14 protein-coding genes are annotated in these 21576 nt (G+C 64.7%); 8 read left to right on the forward strand and 6 right to left on the reverse strand.

Going from position 1 to position 21576, the window contains the following annotated elements; all coding sequences use genetic code 11:
- Positions 1-3: 3 nt before the first annotated feature.
- Positions 4-678, forward strand: coding sequence for a molybdate ABC transporter permease subunit (gene modB, locus B5X73_RS07960; protein WP_079521238.1), 675 nt, complete (start codon positions 4-6; stop codon positions 676-678).
- Entirely contained in the window at positions 675-1340 is a 666-nt protein-coding gene (locus B5X73_RS07965) for an ABC transporter ATP-binding protein (RefSeq protein WP_079521239.1), read from the forward strand. The genes modB and B5X73_RS07965 overlap by 4 nt, the downstream gene beginning before the upstream one ends.
- On the opposite strand, the gene B5X73_RS07970 is transcribed toward B5X73_RS07965, so the two are convergent.
- Positions 1330-2121: a TOBE domain-containing protein gene (locus B5X73_RS07970; RefSeq protein WP_079521240.1), complete on the reverse strand. Its 792-nt coding sequence runs from the start codon at positions 2119-2121 to the stop codon at positions 1330-1332. The genes B5X73_RS07965 and B5X73_RS07970 overlap by 11 nt on opposite strands.
- Before the next feature lie 107 nt (positions 2122-2228).
- Here B5X73_RS07970 and B5X73_RS07975 point away from each other — a divergent pair, with 107 nt between their 5' ends.
- From B5X73_RS07975 to B5X73_RS07985, 3 genes are read left to right on the forward strand one after another with little or no spacing between them, the layout of a single operon-like run.
- Positions 2229-3173 carry a lysylphosphatidylglycerol synthase transmembrane domain-containing protein gene (locus tag B5X73_RS07975; RefSeq protein WP_176167775.1) on the forward strand — a complete coding sequence of 315 codons (945 nt, stop codon included), beginning with the start codon at positions 2229-2231 and terminating at the stop codon, positions 3171-3173.
- Positions 3170-4360, forward strand: a complete 1191-nt coding sequence (locus B5X73_RS07980) for a serine hydrolase domain-containing protein (RefSeq protein WP_079521242.1) — start codon at positions 3170-3172, stop codon at positions 4358-4360. The genes B5X73_RS07975 and B5X73_RS07980 overlap by 4 nt, the downstream gene beginning before the upstream one ends.
- A gap of 56 nt (positions 4361-4416) precedes the next feature.
- Positions 4417-4893 carry a T6SS immunity protein Tdi1 domain-containing protein gene (locus tag B5X73_RS07985; RefSeq protein ID WP_079521243.1) on the forward strand — a complete coding sequence of 159 codons (477 nt, stop codon included), beginning with the start codon at positions 4417-4419 and terminating at the stop codon, positions 4891-4893.
- A 3-nt stretch (positions 4894-4896) separates the two neighbouring features.
- On the opposite strand, the gene B5X73_RS07990 is transcribed toward B5X73_RS07985, so the two are convergent.
- The 5 genes from B5X73_RS07990 to B5X73_RS08010 all read right to left on the reverse strand — a co-directional run bounded on the left by B5X73_RS07990 (position 4897) and on the right by B5X73_RS08010 (position 11280).
- Positions 4897-5277 (reverse strand): VOC family protein, encoded by a 381-nt coding sequence (locus tag B5X73_RS07990; RefSeq protein ID WP_079521244.1) that lies wholly within the window; start codon positions 5275-5277, stop codon positions 4897-4899.
- A gap of 118 nt (positions 5278-5395) precedes the next feature.
- Positions 5396-5989 (reverse strand): hypothetical protein, encoded by a 594-nt coding sequence (locus tag B5X73_RS07995; RefSeq protein WP_079521245.1) that lies wholly within the window; start codon positions 5987-5989, stop codon positions 5396-5398.
- Between the two features lie 482 nt (positions 5990-6471).
- On the reverse strand, positions 6472-9399 hold the full coding sequence (locus tag B5X73_RS08000; protein ID WP_176167776.1) for an N-acetylmuramidase family protein: 2928 nt from the start codon (positions 9397-9399) through the stop codon (positions 6472-6474).
- Between the two features lie 211 nt (positions 9400-9610).
- Positions 9611-10054: a VOC family protein gene (locus B5X73_RS08005; RefSeq protein ID WP_079521247.1), complete on the reverse strand. Its 444-nt coding sequence runs from the start codon at positions 10052-10054 to the stop codon at positions 9611-9613.
- Positions 10055-10260: 206 nt separating this feature from the next.
- Positions 10261-11280, reverse strand: a complete 1020-nt coding sequence (locus tag B5X73_RS08010; RefSeq protein ID WP_176167777.1) for a sensor histidine kinase — start codon at positions 11278-11280, stop codon at positions 10261-10263.
- A 391-nt stretch (positions 11281-11671) separates the two neighbouring features.
- Here B5X73_RS08010 and B5X73_RS08015 point away from each other — a divergent pair, with 391 nt between their 5' ends.
- The 3 genes from B5X73_RS08015 to B5X73_RS08025 all read left to right on the forward strand — a co-directional run bounded on the left by B5X73_RS08015 (position 11672) and on the right by B5X73_RS08025 (position 21565).
- Positions 11672-17683, forward strand: coding sequence for an alpha-2-macroglobulin family protein (locus B5X73_RS08015; RefSeq protein WP_079521249.1), 6012 nt, complete (start codon positions 11672-11674; stop codon positions 17681-17683).
- A gap of 85 nt (positions 17684-17768) precedes the next feature.
- Entirely contained in the window at positions 17769-20135 is a 2367-nt protein-coding gene (gene pbpC, locus B5X73_RS08020; protein ID WP_079521250.1) for a penicillin-binding protein 1C, read from the forward strand.
- A gap of 104 nt (positions 20136-20239) precedes the next feature.
- Positions 20240-21565: a methyl-accepting chemotaxis protein gene (locus tag B5X73_RS08025; RefSeq protein ID WP_217699751.1), complete on the forward strand. Its 1326-nt coding sequence runs from the start codon at positions 20240-20242 to the stop codon at positions 21563-21565.
- Positions 21566-21576 lie beyond the last annotated feature (11 nt).

Genomic DNA, 21576 nt, shown 5'->3' on the forward strand with positions numbered 1-21576 from the left:
GGCGTGGGCGACGTCTGGGTTCCGCTCGCGCTGTCGCTCAAGGTCGCCTTGTGGGCGACCGCGATCAACCTCGTGCTCGGCGTCGCGGTAGCCTTCGCCCTGTCGCGCTGGCGCTCCCCTGCGCGCGAGCTCGTCGATTCGATCCTGACCTTGCCGCTGGTGCTGCCGCCGACGGTCCTCGGCTATTACCTGCTCGTCCTGCTCGGTCGCAAGGGCACCTTCGGCGGCTGGCTCGACCGCCACGGGATCGAACTCGTTTTCACCTGGCAGGGCGCGGTCATCGCCTCGACGCTGGTCGCCTTTCCGCTCGTGCAGAAGGCGGCACGTGCCGCCTTCGAAGCGGTCGATCCTCAGCTGGAAAGTGCCGCGCGCGTCCTGGGTCTGCGCGAAGTCGCGGTGTTTTTTCGTGTGTCGCTGCCACTCGCCGCGCGCGGCATTACCGCGGGTGCGTTGCTCGCCTTCGCCCGCGCACTCGGTGAGTTCGGCGCGACGTTGATGATCGCGGGTAATCTGCCCGGGCGTACGCAGACCCTGTCCGTCGCGATCTATGCGGCCGTGCAGGCTGGCCACGACGATACCGCTGCAATCATGGTCGTCGTGACGTCGGTGACCTGCGTGGTAGCACTCCTGCTCGCCGGCTGGCTGTCGCCGGATCACACGCGGCGGTCGCGGCCATGAGTGTCGATGTGGCGGTCCGCAAAACGCTGCACGCCGACGACCGCCGCTTCGAGCTGGACGTCGCCTTCGCCTCGGAGCATCGTCGCGTCGTGCTCTACGGACCCTCGGGTGCCGGCAAGAGTCTGACGCTGCGCGCGATGGCCGGACTGATCTCTCCGGACGCAGGGCACGTGCGTGTCGACGGGCGGACACTGCTCGACACGCAGGCGCGGGTGGATGTTCCCTCGCGGGAACGCGGCGTAGCGTATCTGTTTCAGGATTACGCGCTGTTTCCTCACCTGACGGTCGCGCAGAACGTCGGTTTCGGACTGTCGCGTGGCTGGTTGAACCCGGCGCGGCGTCGCCATGGCGAACGGGTCGGTCGGTGGCTCGAGACGTTCGAACTCACGGCGGTCGCGGATAGCTACCCGTCACGCATCTCCGGCGGGCAGCGCCAGCGTGTCGCACTGGCGCGCGCGCTGGTTTCCGAGCCGCGCCTGCTCCTGCTCGACGAGCCGTTCGCCGCGCTGGATCCCGCCTTGCGCGGCCGCATGCGTGGCGAGCTGCTGGCGCTGCAAACCCGTCTCGATCTGCAACTGCTGGTGATCACCCATGATCCGGCCGATGTCGACGCGCTGGACGGCCATACCATCGAAATTCGCGACGGCAAGGTCAGTCGGTGACCCCGACAATCACCGACGATGCATCGAAGATCGCCAGCACGGCTGTGCCCTCCGCCAGTTCCATTCCCTCAGCGCTCTCCTTCGTCACGATCGCCGCGATCGTCCCGCCGCCGTCCAGCGCGATCGTCACTTCCGTATTCACCGCACCGGGAAAGACCTCCGTCACCCGCCCGGGCAGCTGATTGGCCGCGGACAGACGCCCGGCGCCCGGCATACCCACCATGACCCAGCTCGCCTTCACCAGCGCCACGACCGGCCGTCCAGGCGAAAGCGCGAGGCTGGCGGTGCTCTCACGCGTAACGGTGGCGACGACGGTCGCCCCCCCGGCCAGCGCGATATCGATACGGTCGTTGACCGCTCCTTCGGTAACGGCGCTGACCGTGCCGGCCAGCTGGTTGCGTGCACTCGTGCGCATCGTGAAACGTCTCAGCAGATGAATGTCGTCGGTAGCATCCTCGCCGAGCGACGCCAGCCGCTCCACGAATCGCTTGTGCTCGGTCTCGATGCCACGGAACGAGGCGATCAGTCGTTCGGCCCGCGCCGTCAACCGCGCCCCGCCGCCGCCCTTGCCGCCCGTGGAACGGACCACGAGATCCTCGCCCGCCAGGTTGTTCATGGCGGCGATGGCATCCCACGCGCCCTTGTAGCTCATGCCCACCGCCTTCGCCGCCGCCGTGATGGAACCGGTCTGTCCCACCTGGGCGAGGAGCTCGATGCGGTCGGGGCCGCCCCAGCGGCGGGTGCCGTCGGTCAGCCAGAGAGAGCCGTCGTAATGAAGCATGCGTCCACCGCAGAGGAATCGGTCCCCCAGTCTATCCCCCGCGCCGCTCGCCGTCGTGGGATGATGCCCGCCTTTCTCGGGCGAGGCCCGACGGTCAGAGTGATGCGGTGACGGACAAACACGCCCAGCCAACCCTGAAAGCCCTCGCGAGCCGTGCGACGAAATATCTGCTGGCGGCGGCCTTCGTGGGCGTGGCGATCTTTCTGCTGCATCGCTATATCGCGCGCATGTCCTGGCAGGACATCCGTGCGGCCATCGACCGCATTCCGCGCTGGCATGTCCTCGCGTCCATCGGCGCGACGCTGGTCAGCTGGTCCTGCCTCACGGCCTACGATGTCTTCGCCGTGGAGACCGTCGTGCCAGGCAAGGTCTCGATGCGCATGAAGATCTTCTCCGGTGCGACCACGCACGCGATCTGCAACGCGCTGGGTTTTCATGCGATTACGGGTACCGCGCTGCGTTACCGCATGCTGTCGACACGCGGTGTGAGTGCCCCCGATGTGGCCCGCGTGGTCGGGCTGGTCGGCTTCGCGGTGGCGCTCGGTTTCGCCTCGGTCACGGCGATCGCGTTGCTGCTCGAACCGTCGATCGCGCATGGGTGGGGGCGCTGGCCCGGCGTCGCTCTGGTGATCCTGTTCGTCCTGCTCCTGCGCTGGCTGGCCGGCAAGCACGATGAACTGCGGATCTGGAAGTTCTCCACGCCGGTGCCTTCGGCGCGTTCGGCGGCCGCACAGGTCGCGATCGGCACCGTGGAGATGATCGGCGCAATCGCCGCCATGTATTTCCTGTTGCCTGCGGACGTCGCCGGCAGCTTTCTCGATTTCGCGCCGATCTACGTCGGCGCCATCCTCGCCGGCATCATCAGCAACACCCCCGGTGGCATTGGCGCGTTCGAAGCGCTGACCCTCGCGGCGTTCCCGCAGGAACAGCGCGCGCAGGTCCTCGCCGCACTGCTCGCCTATCGTGTCATCTACGGCCTCGGACCCTTCGCCATCGCGTCGCTGGCGCTGGGCGCGTTCGAAATCCGCCGCCGCACCAGGACATCCCGATGAACACGCATCGCCCATCGAACCTGCCATGGCGGGAGCCGGCCCTGCTGGCGAAAGCGTTCTGCCTCGTCCTCACCTTGAGCCTCCTCACGGCCTGCGCCACGCCCCACGCCCGCCGCACCGACGTGCTCTTCTGGAACCAGTCGCAGCGCGAAGCGAACTTCCGCGCGATGGAAACCCAGTACGCCAGCAACGTCGTCCGTCACGGCGTCGCTCACCCGTTATCCGCCGGCACGCCGCTGACGCCGCACTTCGCCGATGGCACCACGCTCGACAGCTACATGGCCGAGCACCGCGTGGCTGGCGTCATGGTGCTTCAGCACGGCAAGGTGCGCCTCGAACGCTACGGCCTCGGCGCCACGCCGTCGACGCGATGGAGTTCCTTCTCGGTCGCCAAGTCGTTCACGTCCACCCTTGTCGGCGCCGCGCTGCGTGACGGCTCGATCCACAGCCTCGACGACAAGGTCACGCGCTACATCCCTGAACTCGCCGCAGGTGCCTACCGCGATGTCACCGTACGCCAGCTGCTGACGATGACCTCCGGCGTCCGCTGGAACGAGGACTATGTCGATCCGACATCGGATGTCGCGCAGATGTATGAGGGGGCGCGTCAGCCCGGCGTGCCGCTGCTCGTCTCGTACATGTCGAAGCTTCCGCGCGAATTCGCGCCGGGCGAACGCTGGGTCTACAAGACCGGCGAGACCGATCTGATCGGCATTCTCGTCGAGCGCGCCACCGGCACGTCGCTGGCGGCGTATCTCTCGGAGAAGGTCTGGAAGCCCTACGGCATGGCCGCCGACGCGATCTGGCTCAAGGACGGGGTCGATGGCACCGAAGCCGGAGGTTCCGGCGTGTCGGCCACGCTGGGCGACTACGCGCGCCTCGGCCAGTTCCTCCTCGATGCCGGCGTGGCCGACGGCAAACCGGTCCTCGCCGACGGCTGGCTTGCCGATGCCACGCACAAGCATGCCGACATCGGCGTTCCCGGCCGCGGGTATGGCTACCAGTGGTGGACCTATGACGACGGCGACTTCGCCGGCATCGGCATCTTCGGCCAGCTGCTCTACGTCGATCCGGCGCGCGAGCTGGTGATCGTCCAGCTGGCCGCGTGGCCCGTCGCCACCAATGACGCCCAGGCCACGGCCCGTGCGGCGTTCGTCAGAGCCGTCATCGCCGGTGCGGAGGACTGATCGGCCCGGGGGAGGGTAAACTGCGGCATCCCCAACGATCTGAAAGGCCCATCCCCATGGCCCTCGCCTGGAACGACCTCATCTGTACCCCGGACAAGGAAGCGATCGAAGCGCTCGCCGAATCCTGGGCCTGGCGCATCGGCGACGGCTACACGCCGCTGCTGTTCACGGCGCTCGGCGACATGTTCTACGAGGCCGACGAAGGCGGCATCTTCTGGCTCAATACGGGCACTGCGGAAGTGGAGCGCGTGGCCGAGAGCGTGCCCGGCTTCAATCAGCTGCTACGCGAAGAGATCGCCGACGACTGGCTCCTGCCGCCGTTGATCGAAGCGCTGCTTGAGGCGGGCAAGACGCGGGCGGAAGGGGAGTGCTACACCTACGTCACGCTGCCGATCTTCGCCGAAGGCGAGTACACCGTCGAGAATCTGAATCCGGTGCCGGCGATCGAGCATTTCGAACTGACGGGTTCGGTGCTGCAGCAGATGCAGGATCTGCCGGATGGGACGGATGTGAAGATCGACATTACTCACTGATCATCAGGAGTAGTTCGAGATCTCGATCAGATTCCGGTCGGGGTCGCGGATGTACACCGACTGGATCGGGCCCATGGCGCCGGTTCGCGCAACAGGGCCCTCCTCTATCAGAACGCCCGCCTGGGCTAGTTCCTCGACGATTTGCAGTAGGGGCGTGCTTGATATCAGGCAAAGATCGATCGCACCGGGCGTCGGCAGGGCGGCCTTTGGCTCGAACTCCTTACCCCGCTGGTGAAGGTTGAATTTCTGGATACCGAAAACGAGGGCCTTGCGGCCTTCGCCGAACGTCGCGAGATCGAACCCGAGAACGCTCGTATAGAAGTCGACAGTTGCTTCGATGTCGGCGACTGTGAGAACTAGATGGTCTAAATGTTCGATCTTCATGGTTTCAACGATGCCTCACTGAACGAAAGAATGCACCATCCAGCGTAAGTGGTGCCGCCACCAACTGTTCGCTTCGAGGACTGGGGGCGTGTATTGATAGTCACGCGCACTGTTGCAGTCATGGCGCCGTCAATGCTTTTTGTATGTCGACGGGGATTTCCCCTTCGCGACTTATGCGCATAGATACAACACCTTTCTTTATCGCTGCCGATTCGATGTCCTGTAGCAGATCCTCGTTTTGATTCTGTGGCAAAGAAATGAATTCAGTCGGCGCGTCATGGTCAAACAGCTTTTGGACAAAAGCCCTCTTGCCCTGAACGACAAGAACAAGGTCGTTTTCAAGGTCCTCGGAGATGACGACGGAGTAGGGTCCCGACTGACCTCTACCTGCGCGGTAGTAATAGGCGATGCTACACGCAGTGCCGCAAGGTGACTTTGCGACGTAGGTGTTCTCAGTGAATGAAAGCGAGCTAGGTGCAATCGCCAGCCGCATGATTACGTCCCGCTTCGAATCGGTGGCCAGCTCCACTGTGCAGTCGTGCGCATCGGAATTGCCGTCGACACAGCTTGTGAATAGCTTCCCCGGAGCGTCCTCGGCGTCAACGGTGACCCAGTTGACTACCGTTCGATCCGGTACCTTGCTATGCGCGATAGAAGGCAAAATCGTCGTCACTAATATCAGAAGGGTCTGGAATTTTTTAAGGGTCGGCAAAATCAGGTGCCTGTTGTCATTGCATACAGCCAAAGAGTGGATCGTCAGAGCAACCTATATCAGTGGTTTCCCGAAAATGACTGTCCTCGACATCCGAGGTGCAAGTCATTCTCATAGGTTTGCGTGATTCAGAAGGAAATTGAACAATCACCCCGCTTTCCGGTTCAGGGCTATCTTCGCTCCACTCATGAAAAACAGTGTATTCGTGGGCCTTTCTTGTGAACGACACGTCAAAGTAGTCCCGCTGATAGCGGGAGTATTGCTCGTATCTGAAGTTACTTGATCGCCCGACGGAATCGGTAAATTCCATCTCGGATTTGCCGTTCCGCCCGAACCGATACGTCAGTTTATCAACTGCTTCGTGCCTCCGGCATAATGAGACAAATTTCTCATTGCTCAGCTTGCATGAGAATGCGATCGATTCGTCACTCTTACAGAGTGATGCGCTATTGGACGCAGCCGTCAAAGGAAAACTCAGGACGCTACAAAGAACCATCACCCGTCCTTCGCGCCTTTTCTTCTTGATAATTTGAAGCCATCCTCTCATCGTAATGACTCTTCGCTTGATTTCTGCCGTTGTAAGCAAGTGCGAACTCCTTCCAGTCCTTTCTGCGTAGTGATTTTTGAAGTCTTTGATCGTTAAGGATGAATGCGACAAGCGACTTGAGCTGACTGAGCTCGTTCTCGGATTGCGCGCACACAAATTCGGTAACAGTTGCGAATCCACACGCACCGAAATTCTTCCCCAATATCTGGAATTTTCCCCATGACGCAGCCTTCAATGCGGCGTCAGGATGGAGCTCGTATGCCTTGAGCAACTTTGCATATTGCGATGAAAATGGACCGTAGGGAATGTCGTCGTTGCTGTATGGGTGAGGACTGCTGATGTCGCTTTGTGTGTCGTATGCTCCATTCGAGCAAGAATGGAAGATGTGCCTTTCAAAAAGAATTGAAGGAACGGGGTCGTCGCCGTCGGGATGAACGTCGCCCGGTACGAAGTAGGCGCCAACTTTCTTGGATTCCGTCTTTGCTATCGCGACCAGAGCTTCAGGCTCACATTGAAGGCTCTCAGCGGCGCTTTCATAGTTCGCATAAGTTAGGCGTGACGAATCGGGAATCCATAGGAACGGGATTTCGATGTGTCGCCCGGCCACGGTGATTGTGGGGTGTTGCCTAGTCTTGATGAAGAAGTTGTCCACCCACCCGAACGGATGGATGAAATACACATTCGGATCCAGCGGAAACCCATCCAGATGGGTCGCGACTTTCTTCCACCAGCCGCGTTTTCTCTGACGTTTCATTTCCGCCTGCCAGTCGCTGGTCGCGATCGAGGTGAGCTTCTCCCACCGTTCCATGTCATGACTCCACTGGCTATGCAGACGGACAATCAACCGGCTCAGCGGTCGCGCCAGCCAGTGCGTTTTCCGGGCATGCGCGATGTCATCCGCCGTGACCTTGCCATCGAGCGTGCCAGAGTGATCGATGGCTTGTTCGAGCTTGACCACCAGATCGCTGGCGCCCAGCGCGGTGGCGACAGGCTGAAAACTTTCCTCGTGCGAGGGATGGACCATGCCGTTGATGCAGACGATGCGCTGTAACGCTTCCATCGGCTCGAACATCGAGCCATTGGCGAGCTGAAAGCCGGGCCAGGCGTGCGGACTTTCCCAGCGGGTGCCGGCATGGTTCCGGTTGCAGACCCAGCCAACGAGCGGCTCATTGTTCTCGCCGCCCACCGCGACCCGCCACCAGATCGTCCCGTCGCTGTCGGCGAAGTGCTGATCCTCGCCCAGGGCATCCAGCTCGGCACGGGACATCGATGACGCGAAGCCGACGACCGCCTCCGCCGCGTCGACCTCGAACGGCGGGCTTGTCCAAATGGCGATGCAGGCGTTCGGGGTCGGCTTACGCAACGTCCAGTACACGGTCTCGCCGAGGGGTACGAAGATGTCACGCTGCTGGAAGCGGATGCGTCGGGAGGCTTTCAGCTGGTGATAGGCGGTGGCGTCGATGCGCTCGCCTTTGGCGGGATCGACGTAGTCCCCGGCCTGTTCGCCGGGCTGCAACGGCGACTTCGCCGACCGGGTCTCGGTGCGATAGGCGCGGCCGGAGACGAACCGTCCGCTGCATGGCTTGCCGGGTTCCGGGAGGATGCGCGCCCCCGGCATGAGGCTGCAGTCGGGCATACGGGCGAGCTTGCACAGCCGGGCGCCGCGCTCGATGACGAGGATCGGCTTTTCGCTGTCCGGTAAAGCCGCCGCCCGTCGGCGGGCTTCCGTAAGGTAGGCGGGGAAATCATCGCCAGCGAAGACCTCGATCGCGACGCGGGGCCGGTCGGGCTGGACCCCGCTGGGCGGCTGGGCCAGGTCCTTGCCCGGGTTTTCGCCAAGGAAGCCGAGCCGTTCTCCGGCCTTGACCCGGTAGGGCTCGTCCAGCACCACCACGCTGTCCATCGGACTGGGGCTTGGGCTGTGATCCAGTTCGTCGAGATAGACCCAGCCGGTGGCGACCTCCGGGCTGACCGGCAGGCCGGCGGCGTACGCCAGGGGCTCGCCGCGCTCGATCGAGGCGATCTGGGCCCAGCCGTGGGTTGCGTTGCCCTGCGCGGTGAGGATGCAACCGCGCGGCAGGAGGCCGATGATCGTCGCGCCGCTTTTGCCCTGCGCGCGCACCCGAAGTCCGGTGGCGAGGTCGGGCCCTGGCTCGGGGGCCAGGCCGGGATCCGGGACGGGCACGACGGCGCCGAACGACAACGCCATCGCCCGTTGCGCGAGCGCCTCGGCAAGCGGGTCGATCGGCACGATCTGTCGGTCTTTGGCGCGTGCGCCGACCCGGTATTTGCGCGGGCCTTGCCAGAAGGGCAGCGCGTCGATCAGGAAACCGTCTTTATCGCTCCGATAGCCCACCAGCGGGCGGTTATACGAATACAGGCTGTAGATGTGGATGCCGTCGGCTGACTCGTCCGGCGCTTTGGGCTGAGGTGCGGACGCGGCTGTCGATGTCTCGGCCGATGCGGGCGGCGGGACCGGTGGCAAGACCAGACGGTGGCGTACCAACACGAAGCCGAGCGAGTAGCGAAGCTTGGTGTCGTCCTCGTAGTGCAGGATGTGCCGCTTGCTGTCGAGCTGGTAGGCGACGACCTCGCCATCGGCCAGGCAATGGAAGCCGTCGTCGATGGCCAGGTCGGTGCATTCCTTGCCGAAGAAGATGCTGCCGTTGGGCATGCCGGAGGTGGCCAGGGGAAAGAAGCCGACCGGCATGGCGGAAAGTGCGTCGAAATGGCGTCGCATGTCGTTCGGGGCATTCTTGTCGAGCAACGCGAACGGGTAGCTCCAGCGCTCGGCGGCTGGCTGTGCGCTGGGCGTCTTTGACCCTTCAGCGGGTGTGCGTGGCGTATGAGCGAGCGGGGACATGCGATGCGCCTCCTGCGACATGGGAGACGGACCATAGCGTCCGGTGGTACGCCCTGGCTCTAGGACAATTCTGAAAAATGCGACTAATTTTGGGGGCTGAGGTAACCCCGTGTCGCGAGCAGGCTCGCTCCTACAACCGCGGCCAAGGTTTCAGTTCGAGGGTGTGCATGCCTCGGCATGCACAGCGCGCGCATGACGCGCAATGATGGCCTCAGTCCGGGGACTTCTCACCAGCGTTGACCATCCAGGGCACGCCGAACTTGTCGGTCAACATGCCGAAGCCGTCGCCCCAGAAGGCCGGCCCGAAGGGCATGTCCACGTTGGCGCCGTCAGACAGGGCGTCGAACACCTTCTGGCCCGTGGCGAAATCGGGAACGGATATCGCCACCGAACACCCGTGGATGCCGTGGTATGGATGCAGAGGATGGCAGTCCGATCCCATCAGCAACTGCTCACCCACCTGCAGACGCGTGTGCATGATTTTCTCGCCGACGGCGCGCATGGCTTCGGCCGCGCCCGGTTCGGGTCCCGCGCCACCTTCCGGCAGATCCTTGAATCGGCTGGTCATCAGGATCTTGCCGCCAAGCGCCTTTTCATAGAAAACGAAGGCTTCTTCGCAGTTCCCGTTGAAGTGCAGGTAGGGCTGGATCTTCATGGTCGTCGTCCTTCGCGGATAGCGGGAGGGTTCAGCGGCGGGCGTCGATCTCGGCGCGCAGGCGTTCATTCACTAGGAATCGCATTGTCGTTCTCCCGTGCCATCGATAGGCCTGAGGAAAAAACATCTGCCGCCATTTTGCGCCAGTGGCCGGGAACGCGAAAACCGCGATGGCAGCTATCGGCCCGGCACAAGGTCGCCGGGAATCAGGCGACCTGGGTGCGATGGGCAGACGTCGCCGGAAGTTCGGTTTCCAGGATCCAGCGCACGCCGTCGGGTTCGAAAAGCAGACTCGAACCACCGCCCTGCCGGCACCCGACACCTCGCTCGATGAAACGTGTGCCGAAGCCGCGCTCCAGCGGAGTGGACACGGTCGGGCCACCCTGTTCCTTCCATTCCAGCCGGAACCTGCCACAGGTGGGACCGCCGCAAGACCAGGTGATCGTGACGGTGCCGCTGTCATTGGACAGCGCGCCATACTTGACCGCATTGGTCAGCAACTCATGCAGCGCCATGGTCAGGCTGACCGCGGTCTCGGCGCTGAGAATCAGTGGCGGGCCCTCCCGGCGAATGCGTGCTCCGCCGCAGTCGAAGGGCAGGACGGTGGCCTCGACCACGTCGCTCAACGGCACATCCTCCCATGCCGTGGCGATCAGCCTGTCCTGTGCGGCGGCGAGCGCGCGCAGGCGGCCACCGAAACACGTCACCGCGGCATCCATCGGTCGCCCTTCGCGAAAGGTCTGCTCCGCCATCGCCTGGACGACCGCCAGCGTGTTCTTGAGGCGATGGCTGAGCTCGTTGATCAGCACCCGCTGGCTGCGCTGCGCCACCCGATGATCGGTGATGTCGGTGCAACTGCCCCAGTAGCCCGCAAACGCGCCACCCCGCTCGAACGGGGTGCCGGTTTCGACGATCCATCGATAGACGCCATCGTGTCGGCGCAGCCGGTACTCCAGCGAGTAGGGCTCTCGTGCGTCGAACGCGTGGAAAAACACCGACGAACACCGGTCGAGGTCATCCGGATGGATGCCGTCGGCCCAGCCTTCGCCGACTTCCTGGGCCAACGACCGGCCGGTGAAGGCCAGCCACGGTTTGTTGAACCAGTCGCCCTGGCGATCGGTGCCGGTACGCCAGATCATCACCGGCGCGAAGTCCGCCAGTTCGCGGAACTCCCGTTCGCCCGCGGCGACGGCGCGGTCGATGGGAAGGGTGGCGTGATCGCTCATGGTGTTCACCGTCTCTGTCCGCACGTCGCCCTGCTTCCCCCGGTGCGGATAATTCATGTCAGCCCGGCCGACATCCTTGCCCGTCGCGCCGCCCGCTAGTCGGTAAGCGGGCGCCCGCACCATAACGTAAGTTCCCCGACGGCGACACGACGACAACCCACGCCCGTGACATCAGTCACGGGGTGGCGCATGCGGCCGATTTTTCAGAATTTTCCTATTGCCAGCGCGCCCGAAAAAGCCCGAAGAGGGGCGCGGGTATGCCAGAATCCCGTCGCCGCCGTGACATCGATCGCGTGCAGCATGTCACTGGGGATCACGAACGACCGCTGGTTCGCCGCTTGTGCGGCGGACGGACGTGCTCGTCAACTTTTGAATGGATCGGAAGGGAAACATGGATCTGCTTCGTTTCATCCTGATGCTGCCCGTACGCCTGCTGCGCGGACTGGGTTGGTTGCTCGGTCGCGTGCTGCGGCCTGTCTTCGGCAACATGGCCTGGTCGGCACCCGCCTGGGTCCCCGCGACCGGCCGCGCCGCCCGCAGCCATCCCCTGAAGTTCACGGCCACGGTCGCCGGTGCGATCCTGATCGCCGCCGCCGGCTGGTTCGGCTGGCACTGGTGGGAAAACCGACCGAAGCCGGTCGAGCCCAACCGCATCACGTTTGAAGCCCCCGCGCCCGACATCAGCGACTACGAGCATGTCCCGGTGACGATCCATCCGCTCACGGTGACCTTCTCGGGGTCGGCAGCGAAGATCGAGTCGCTCGGCAAGCCGGTGACCGACGGCATCGCCATGGATCCGAAACTGCCCGGCCAGTGGAAGTGGGAGAGCGATCGCGTACTCACCTTCTTGCCGTCCGCGGACTGGCCGGTGGGCCGGAAGATCGAGGTCAGTTTCGACAAGGCGAAGGTGTTCGCGCCGCAGGCGGTGCTGGCCGACGACCACTTCACCGTGTCGACCGCCCCCTTCACCGCGCGCGTCGTCAATGGCGAGTTCTACCAGGACCCGCAGGATCCGACCAAGAAAAAGACCATCGTCCAGCTGGGCTTCAATTACCCGGTCGATGCGGCGCAGCTCGAGAAGCGCCTGAAGCTCGACCTGCGCAACGGGAACGAAAAGCGCGGCAGCGAGCTGAAGTTCTCCGTCACCTATGACGATCGTCGCCTCAACGCGTTCGTCCACTCGCAGCCCCTGCAGCTGCCGCGCGACGACGGTTCGGTCGGCCTCAGACTGGACGATGGCGCGGTGAGCAGCCGTGGCGGCGACGGCACGGAGAAGGCGCTGGAAACCGCGGTGCGCGTACCCGGCCTGTATAGCCTGAAGGTCGACGAGATCTCGGCCACGCTCGTGGACAACGCCCGCTTCGAGCCGGAGCAGGTCGTGGTCATGAACTTCGGCGGCCCGGTCAGCGATACCGAACTGGCGAAGCGGCTGCACGTCTGGGTGGTGCCCCGCAGCGATAAGGGCTACGGCGTTTCCACCATCGGCGAGAGCGACCTGCGCTCGTTCACGGCGATCAAGCCCGACGTGGTGCCGACCGAAAACGACTGGTCGGCCACGCAGAGCTTCAAATACCACGCCCAGCCGGGCCAGCAGATTTATGTCCGTGTGGACAAGGGCCTGACCTCGTTCGGCGGCTACATCATGGCGAAGTCGCGCGCCGAGCTGCTCACGGTGCCCGACTACCCGCGCCTGCTCCGCTTCATGGCCGACGGCTCACTGCTGTCGCTCAGCGGTGACAAGCGCATCTCCGTGGTCTCGCGCAATATCCCCGGCATGCGGGTGGAGATCGGCCGCGTGCTGCCGGACCAGCTGCAGCACCTGGTCTCGCTCAACGAGGGTAGCTACGCGAAGCCGGAAATGTACGGCTTCACCTCGGACCACATCGTCGACCGCTTCGTAAAGAAGGTTTCGTTCCCGGACGAAGGCCCGGGCAAGGCGCATTACGAAGGCTTCGATCTTGGCCAGTACCTCGCGTCCGGCAAGAAGGGCGTGTTCCTGCTCAAACTGTCCGGCTATGACGAGAACGCCGAGAAGGAAGCACGCGACCGGCGCGTCAAGGCAGCCCGCGAAGCCGCGGCCCGCGACGCGGGCGCCGATGCGGACGCCGCCGCGGCCGAAGCGGCGAAGGACGATGACGATAGCGGTCATGCACCTTACGACTGGCCGAAGGACGAGCGCCTGGTCGTCATCACCGACCTCGGCGTCATCGCCAAGAAGTCGATGGACGGAAGCCAGGACATCTTCGTGCAGTCCATCCGCAATGGCTCGCCGGTAAGTGGCGCCTCGGTCGCCGTGATCGCCAAAAACGGCAGCACGCTGTTCACACAGACCACGGGCGCCGACGGCCTGGCTCACTTCGCCAGCCTGAAGGGCTTCACCCAGGAAAAAGCGCCGGCGATGTACGTGGTACGCCAGGGCGAGGATCTGTCGTTCCTGCCCGTGACCTCGTACGACCGTACGCTGGACTTCTCGCGCTTCGACATCGGCGGTGAGCCCAACGCGCATAGCCAGGGCCAGCTCTCGGGCTACCTGTTCTCGGATCGCGGCATCTACCGTCCGGGCGACCTGTTCCATATCGGCATGATCGTGCGCGCCAACAGCTGGACGCGCAGCGTGGCGGGTATGCCCCTGATCGCCGAGGTGGTCGACCCGCGCGGCACCACCGTGCGCCAGCAGACCGTGTCCATGGACGCCGCCGGTTTCGCCGAGCTCGACCACACGACGTCCGAGACGTCGCCCACCGGCAACTGGACGGTGAACCTTTACATCGCCAAGGACGGCAAGCCGTACTCGCAGATCGGCAGCACGACCGTGCAGGTCAAGGAGTTTCAGCCGGACCGCATGAAGGTCGCGGCCAGATTGTCGACCGCCGTGACCGAAGGCTGGGTGAAGCCCGCGCAGCTGAAGGCACTGGTCGACGTGCAGAACCTGTTCGGGACCCCGGCGGCGGATCGCCGCGTCGAAGGGTCGCTGACGTTGCGCCCTGCGTACCCGTCATTCCCGAGCTACAAGGACTACCACTTCTACGACATCCGTCGTGCGAAGGAAGGCTTCGAAGAAAAGCTCGCCGATGCGAAGACCGACGACAAGGGTCATGCGGAGTTCGCGCTGGACCTGTCGAAGTATGCCGACGCGACCTACCAGCTCTACTTCCTCGCCAAGGCGTATGAAGCCGAGGGTGGCCGCAGCGTGGCCGCCGCGACCCAGGGTATGGTTTCGTCGAACGACTGGCTGGTTGGCTACAAGGCCGTCGACAACCTCGACTACGTGAGCCGCGACGCGAAGCGCACGGTCAACCTCGTCGCCATCGATCCGTCGGCGAAGCGCATCGACCTCAACGGCCTCAAGCAGGACATCGTCGAAACGCGCTTCGTTTCCGTGCTGACCAGGCAGGACTCCGGCGTCTTCAAGTACGAGTCGAAGGCACGCGAGACGGTGGTCTCCGAAACCCCGCTGACGATTCCCGCCGCCGGCCTCGACGTGGGGTTGCCCACGGACAAGCCGGGCAACTTCGCCCTGGTGGTGAAGGACGCGCAGGGCAAGGAGGTCAACCGTGTGGCCTGGTCGGTCGCCGGTGAGGGCAACGTGTCGCGCTCGCTCGAGCGCAACGCCGAGCTGCAGCTCACGCTGTCGAAGAAAGACTATGCGCCGGGTGAGGCGGTCGATATCGCGATCCGCGCACCGTACGCGGGTAGCGGCCTGATCACCATCGAACGCGACAAGGTCTATGCGCACGCCTGGTTCCATGCCGACACCACCAGCAGCGTCCAGCACATCACCGTGCCGGCGGATTTTGAAGGTAACGGCTACATCAACGTGCAGTACGTGCGCGATCCGTCGTCCGACGAGATCTTCATGAGCCCGTTGTCGTTCGGTGTCGTGCCGTTCTCGGTGAACATGGACGCGCGTCGCAACGTGCTCGCCGTGGAGTCGCCGTCGCTGGTGAAGCCCGGCGACACCGTGACCTTCCACGTCACCTCGACCACGCCGACGCGTGCGGTGGTCTTCGCGGTGGACGAGGGCATCCTGCAGGTCGCGCACTACAAGCTCGGCGATCCGCTGCAGTACTTCTTCCGCAAGCGCATGCTCGAAGTGTCGACCTCGCAGATCCTGGATCTGATCATCCCGGACTTCCAGAAGCTGATGACGATGGCGGCACCCGGCGGTGACGCGGACGGTGCCATCGGCCGCCAGCTCAACCCGTTCAAGCGCAAGCGTGACAAGCCGGTGGCCTACTGGTCCGGCATCGTCGATGTCGACGGCTCGAAGGACCTGACGTACAAGGTGCCCGACTACTTCAACGGCAAGCTGCGCGTCATGGCGGTGAGTGTGTCGCCGGAGAAGATCGGTACGTTCGAAGGCGCGACCACCGTGCGCGGCGATTTCGTGCTGTCGCCGAACGTGCCCACGACGCTTGCCCCGGGTGACGAAGCCGAAATCAGTGTCGGCGTCGCCAACAACCTGACCGGACTCGGCGGAAAAGAAATCCCGGTGGCGGTGAGCCTCAGGCTCGGTCCGCAACTGCAGCTGGTCGGGGACGCGTCCAGGACGCTGAACCTCGGCGAGATGCGCGAAGGCGTGGCGATCTTCCGCGTACGGGCGACGAACAAGCTCGGTTCGGGCAATCTCACCTTCACCGCGGGCGCGAACGGCAAGTCGGCGAAACAGTCGGTGGATCTTTCGGTCCGTCCCGCCTCGCCGATGCGCACCGACCTGGCTTTCGGCCGCGTCGATGCCCACGGCCGTGCGGACGTGACCTCGTTGCGCGACATGCATGACGAATACGCCAAGCGCGACGCGGCGTTCTCGTCGGTGCCGGTGGTGCTGGCGCGTGGCCTTGCCGCGTACCTCGTCGACTTCCCGCACTACTGCACGGAGCAGGTCATCAGCGCGGCGATGCCGGCGCTGATCCTCGGCAACCGTCCGGAGTTCGGCGACGTGAAGAAAGCTCGCATGCTCGGTGACGATACGCCTCCCGCCGATCCGGTGGCCGCGTTGTTCGACGTGCTGCGCGCGCGCCAGAACGGGCAGGGCGGTTTCGGCCTGTGGACGGCGACGCCGGATACGCACACCTTCGCCACCGACTACGCCGTGCATTACATGATCGAAGCGACCGATCACGGCGTGGCCGTGCCGCGCGACATGCTGGCCTCGGCCGATGAAGCGCTTCGCCAGATTGCCGCCGACGATAGTGGCGACACGCTGGTGCAGATGCGGCAGCGCGCCTATGCGATCTACCTGCTGACCCGTCAGGGTAACGTCACGACCAACGATCTGGCTTCGGTGCAGGGACGTCTGCAGGACGTTTTCCCGAAGGACTGGAAGAACGACCTCGCCGCCGCGTGGATCGCGGCGTCGTACCAGCTGTTGCATCAGGACAAGCTGGCGAACGACCTGATGGCGCAGCCGCGCAAGCTGCTCGGTCGCAAGCCGGCGGATGAGTCGTACGCGTACTTCGATTACTACGATGCGCCGATCCGCGATGCCACCGTGCTGTATCTGCTGGCGAAGCACTTCCCCGCACAGGCGAAGGCACTGCCGCCCGAGACCATCGACAACCTCGTGCGTCCGCTTGGGCAGGGCCACTACAACACCCTGTCCTCCGGCATGATCATCCTCGCGCTGGACGCATGGGCGACGGAGACCGGTGGCGATGTGAGCAAGCTGTCGATCGGTTCGGTCGCGGCCGATGGCACCGTTACGCCGATCGGCGCGCCGAAGGGCGTGCTGGTCGACGCGCACTGGGCGGCGGGTACGCAGCGGCTGCGTCTGGTCAACGATGCCGACGCCCCGGCGTGGTATGGCGTGGCGCAGACCGGTTTCGATCGCAAGCCGTCGGCCGAAACGCGCAAGGACGGTCTGGAAATCACCCGTACGTACACCGATACCAAGGGCAAGTCGATCGACAGCGTCGCCACGGGCGACGAGATCGACGTTCACGTGCGTATCCGCGCGACGAAGAGCGACGCCGTGGACGACATCGCTATCGTCGACCTGTTGCCAGGTGGTTTCGAACCGGTGCTGCAGACGGCGCCGGCTGCGGATGCCGATGCGCCCTCGTCGGACGAAGCCACGTCGGATAGCGATGCGAACGGCGGTGCCGACGAGCAAGCGAGCGACGACGGCGAAGGTGACGGCGAAGGCGACAACACCCCGGCATGGCATTCGCCGATCGGCAATCCGGAATCCACGTGGAAGCCCGACTACGCGGACGTTCGCGAGGACCGCGTGGTGGTCTATGGCATGGCCAGCACCGACGTGCAGGAGTTCGTCTACCGGATCAAGGCGACGAATGCGGGTAAGTTCGTCATTCCGCCCGTGTTCGCCGAGTCGCTGTATGACCGGGGTACGCAGGCGCGGGCGCCAGGTGGCGGGAGCATGACCGTGACGGCCAAGCCGTGATCTGTCGGGGGTAACGGGAACACCGGGTCGCCAGCCCTGCTGGCGATAACGGGCCCCGTCGCCCTCCCGTCGTTCCCACGTCCTGATGAACCCTCTCAAGCGCCTCGCCCGGATCCCATGGCACAACGCCCTCGTGGCGTTGCTGCTCATCGCGATCGTCCCCGTGGCGTGTCGCCTCTGGCCCCACGAGCCCCTGCGCGCCTGGCTCCCCTCGTCGACCGCCGTCTACGACGCCGACGGCCGGCTGCTCCGGCTCACCCTCGCCAGCGACGACCGTTACCGGCTCTGGGTTCCCTTGCAGGACATCTCGCCGCAACTCGTCGACGGCGTCCTGCTGCACGAAGACCGCTGGTTCCGCTGGCATCCGGGCGTCAGCGCCTGGGGCCTCGCACGCGGCGCATGGGTCACTTACGTACGTCACGGCAGCCCCCAGGGTGGTTCCACCATCACCATGCAGCTGGCGCGGCTGATCTGGCATCTGGATACGCGCAGCCCCGGCGGCAAACTGGTGCAGGCCGCGCGGGCGATGCAGCTGGAACTGCGGTACTCCAAACACGACATTCTCGAGGCATACCTCAATGCCGCGCCTTACGGCCGCAATGTAGAAGGCGTCGGCGCGGCCAGTCTCGCGTACTTCGGCAAGCCACCCGCACGACTCACCTTGCCCGAAGCGTTGACCCTCGCGGTCATTCCGCAGGAACCGTCGCGCGGTGTGCCCGGCACGGTCGGCGGGGCCACGGTGATCGACAGGGCGCTGAAGCAGTCGCGCGACCGGCTGTTCGCGCGCTGGGTGGCGAAATATCCGAAGGACGTCTCCGCGCGACCGCTCTTCGCCCTGCCGCTGAGCCTTCGCCCGCTGTCCCGGCTGCCGTTTGAAGCACCGCATTTTGTCGAGCAGGTACTCGCCGATCGCCGCCTCGATGGTGGCGACGACATGCGCGTGGTCACCACGCTGGATCTCGGCCTTCAGCATAGCCTCGAGCGTCAGGTTCGCCAGTACGTCGAGCACGGTGGCGATCGCGGTATAAAAAATGCCGCGGCGATTCTGATCGACACGCGCGACATGGGGATCAAGGCGATGGTCGGCTCCGCCGACTATTTCGATTCGTCCATCCAGGGCCAGGTCAACGGCACGCAGGCAAAACGCTCGCCCGGATCCACCCTGAAGCCTTTCATCTATGCACTGGGTTTCGATCAGGGCCTGCTGCATCCGGAAACGGTGCTACGCGACGTGCCGTCCGCGTTCGGCCCCTATACACCGGAGAACTTCGACGGTCGCTTTCTGGGCCCGGTGACCGCCACCCAGGCGCTGATCCGAAGCCGCAACATTCCCGCCGTGCAGATCGCCGCGAAGCTGGCCAGCCCCAACCTCTATCAGTTTCTGCACGATGCCGGCATCTCGCGCATGGCCAGCGAGAAACATTACGGCCTCGCTCTGGTCCTCGGTGGCGGTGAAGTCACCATGCAGGAACTGGGCGGTCTCTACGCCATGCTGGCCAACCGCGGCGAACTGCGGCCACTGCGCACGCTCGCCACCCAGCCACGTACGCAAGGCTCACGTGTGCTGAGCGAAGAGGCCAGCTTCATGGTCATGGACATGCTGCGACAGAACCCGCGTCCTGACGACGCGGTCGCCGCGCAACCCTCGCGTCTGCCCATCTACTGGAAGACCGGTACGTCGTGGAGCTTCCGCGACGCATGGACCGCGGGCAGCTTCGGGCCCTACGTGCTGGTCGTCTGGATCGGCAATTTCGACGGGGCGGGCAATCCGGCCTTCGTCGGTGTGGACGCCGCGGCACCGCTGTTCTTCCGCATCGCCGATGCCCTGCGCGCGGAACGGCCACGCCTCGCCGAGCCCGTCCGGCGCAACCCGCCAAACCTGCGCCGCGTGCCGATCTGCCTGGCCAGCGGCGACCTGCCCAACGCCTGGTGCCCACAGGTGGGCAGCACCTGGTTCATTCCCGGCAAGTCGCCGATCCGCGTGAGTACCGTGCACCGTCCGGTGGTCATCGACACGGCGACGGGACAGCCGGCGTGTCCGCCGTACGACCCGCAAAGCACGCACACCGAGGTGTATGAGTACTGGCCGTCGGATCTGGCTCGCGTCTTCGCCCAGGCGGGTCTGGCGCGGCGGACACCGCCCGCGCTGCCGGACTGCCAGGGCGGCGGCCAGCTGGTTGGCGATCCGCCCAGAATCACCTCGCCCCTGAAGGGCAGCACCTACCAGATCCGGGTCTCCCGCCTGGGTACGGAGCGCGTGGCGTTCACCGCGACGGCGGACGGCGCGTCGCGCATGCTGTACTGGTTCGTCGACGACGCCTACCTGGGCAGCGTCCCGAGCGGCCAGAGTCTGATGTGGGCCCCCGATCGCACCGGGCGATTCCTTGTCCGCGTGGTCGACGACCGGGGTCGTACGGACGCCCGCGAGCTGGGCATCGGCGCCGTGGAATAGGCGACCTCGGCGAATCGCTGCGCGTTTCCGGCAGCGGGCGTTCAGGGCACCCCCCGGATCGTCGATAACGACGGTCTGAAGCTCAACAGGGGAGAACCGTCATCATGGCCATCGGAATGTTTTCCGGCGTTCGCCGGATGTTCGTGAAAACGGATGCGTGCGCGCATGCCAAGCTGGAGGCGCTCGACCGGACTCAGGCGGTTATCGAGTTCGCCCTGGATGGCACGATTCTCAAGGCGAACCGCAACTTTCTGGACGCCATGGGGTACGCCCAGGCCACGGAGATCGTGGGTCGCCACCACCGCATCTTCGTGGACCCGGAAGACGCCGCCTCACAGGAATACGCCGCGTTCTGGAAGCGCCTCGGCGGCGGCGAGCCCGACATGGGCCTTTACCGACGTCGCGGCAAGGACGGTCGGGAGGTCTGGATCCAGGCGAGCTACAACCCGGTACTCAACGCCTTCGGCCGACCGGTAAAAGTCGTCAAGTTCGCCACCGATGTCACCGAGCAACGCCTGCGTGCCGCCGACATGGAAGGCCGGCTGGCAGCCATCGACAAGGCGCAGGCGGTGATCAGCTTCTCCCTGGACGGCATCATCCTCGAGGCGAACGATAATTTCCTCGCCACCATGGGCTACGAGCGTGCCGACGTCATCGGCAGGCACCACCGCATGTTCGTCGACGAGGCCGACCGAGAAGGTCGCGAGTACTGCGCTTTCTGGCAGAAGCTGGGGCGCGGCGAGTACGACTCGGGGTTATATCGCCGGGTCGACCGGCGCGGTTGCGAAGTGTGGATCCAGGGCAGCTACAACCCGATCTTCGACATGGCGGGCCGCCCGTTCAAGGTGGTCAAGTACGCCACCGACGTCACGGCGCAGACGCGTGCCGCGCGCACCCTGCACGCGTCGCTCTCCGAACTGGCCGACACCGTGCCGGCGATCGCGGAGCAAGCCCGGGTCACCAATACCCTGGCCAATGCGGCCAGCCGCTCGGCGCTCGACGGGGGAGCGATGGTCGACGCCGTGATCTCCACCATGTCCGCGATTCAGAGTGGCGCACGTGACATCTCCGACATCGTCGCGATGATCGATTCCATCGCCTTCCAGACCAACATTCTGGCGCTCAACGCATCCATCGAAGCGGCGCGCTCAGGGGTCCACGGCCGTGGCTTCGCGGTCGTGGCCAACGAAGTACGCATGCTGTCCCAGCAGAGCGCCGAGTCGGCCCGCGACATTCGTGCGCTCATCGACGGGACGCTCGAGCGCGTCCGCGAAGGCAGCGAGCGCAGCGGGGAGGCCGGTGCGGCGATGCGCGACATCCTCAGCAACGTCGGGACCTTGCTCGAGCGCGTCTCCGATGTGGCGGTGGCGACGACCCAGCAGGCGGGCGGTATCGACAACGTCCGTCGCGCGGTGGCCGAACTGGCGTGAACCAAGGCGCG

This window comes from Luteibacter sp. 22Crub2.1 (assembly GCF_900167995.1).
GTDB classification, from domain to species: domain Bacteria; phylum Pseudomonadota; class Gammaproteobacteria; order Xanthomonadales; family Rhodanobacteraceae; genus Luteibacter; species Luteibacter mycovicinus.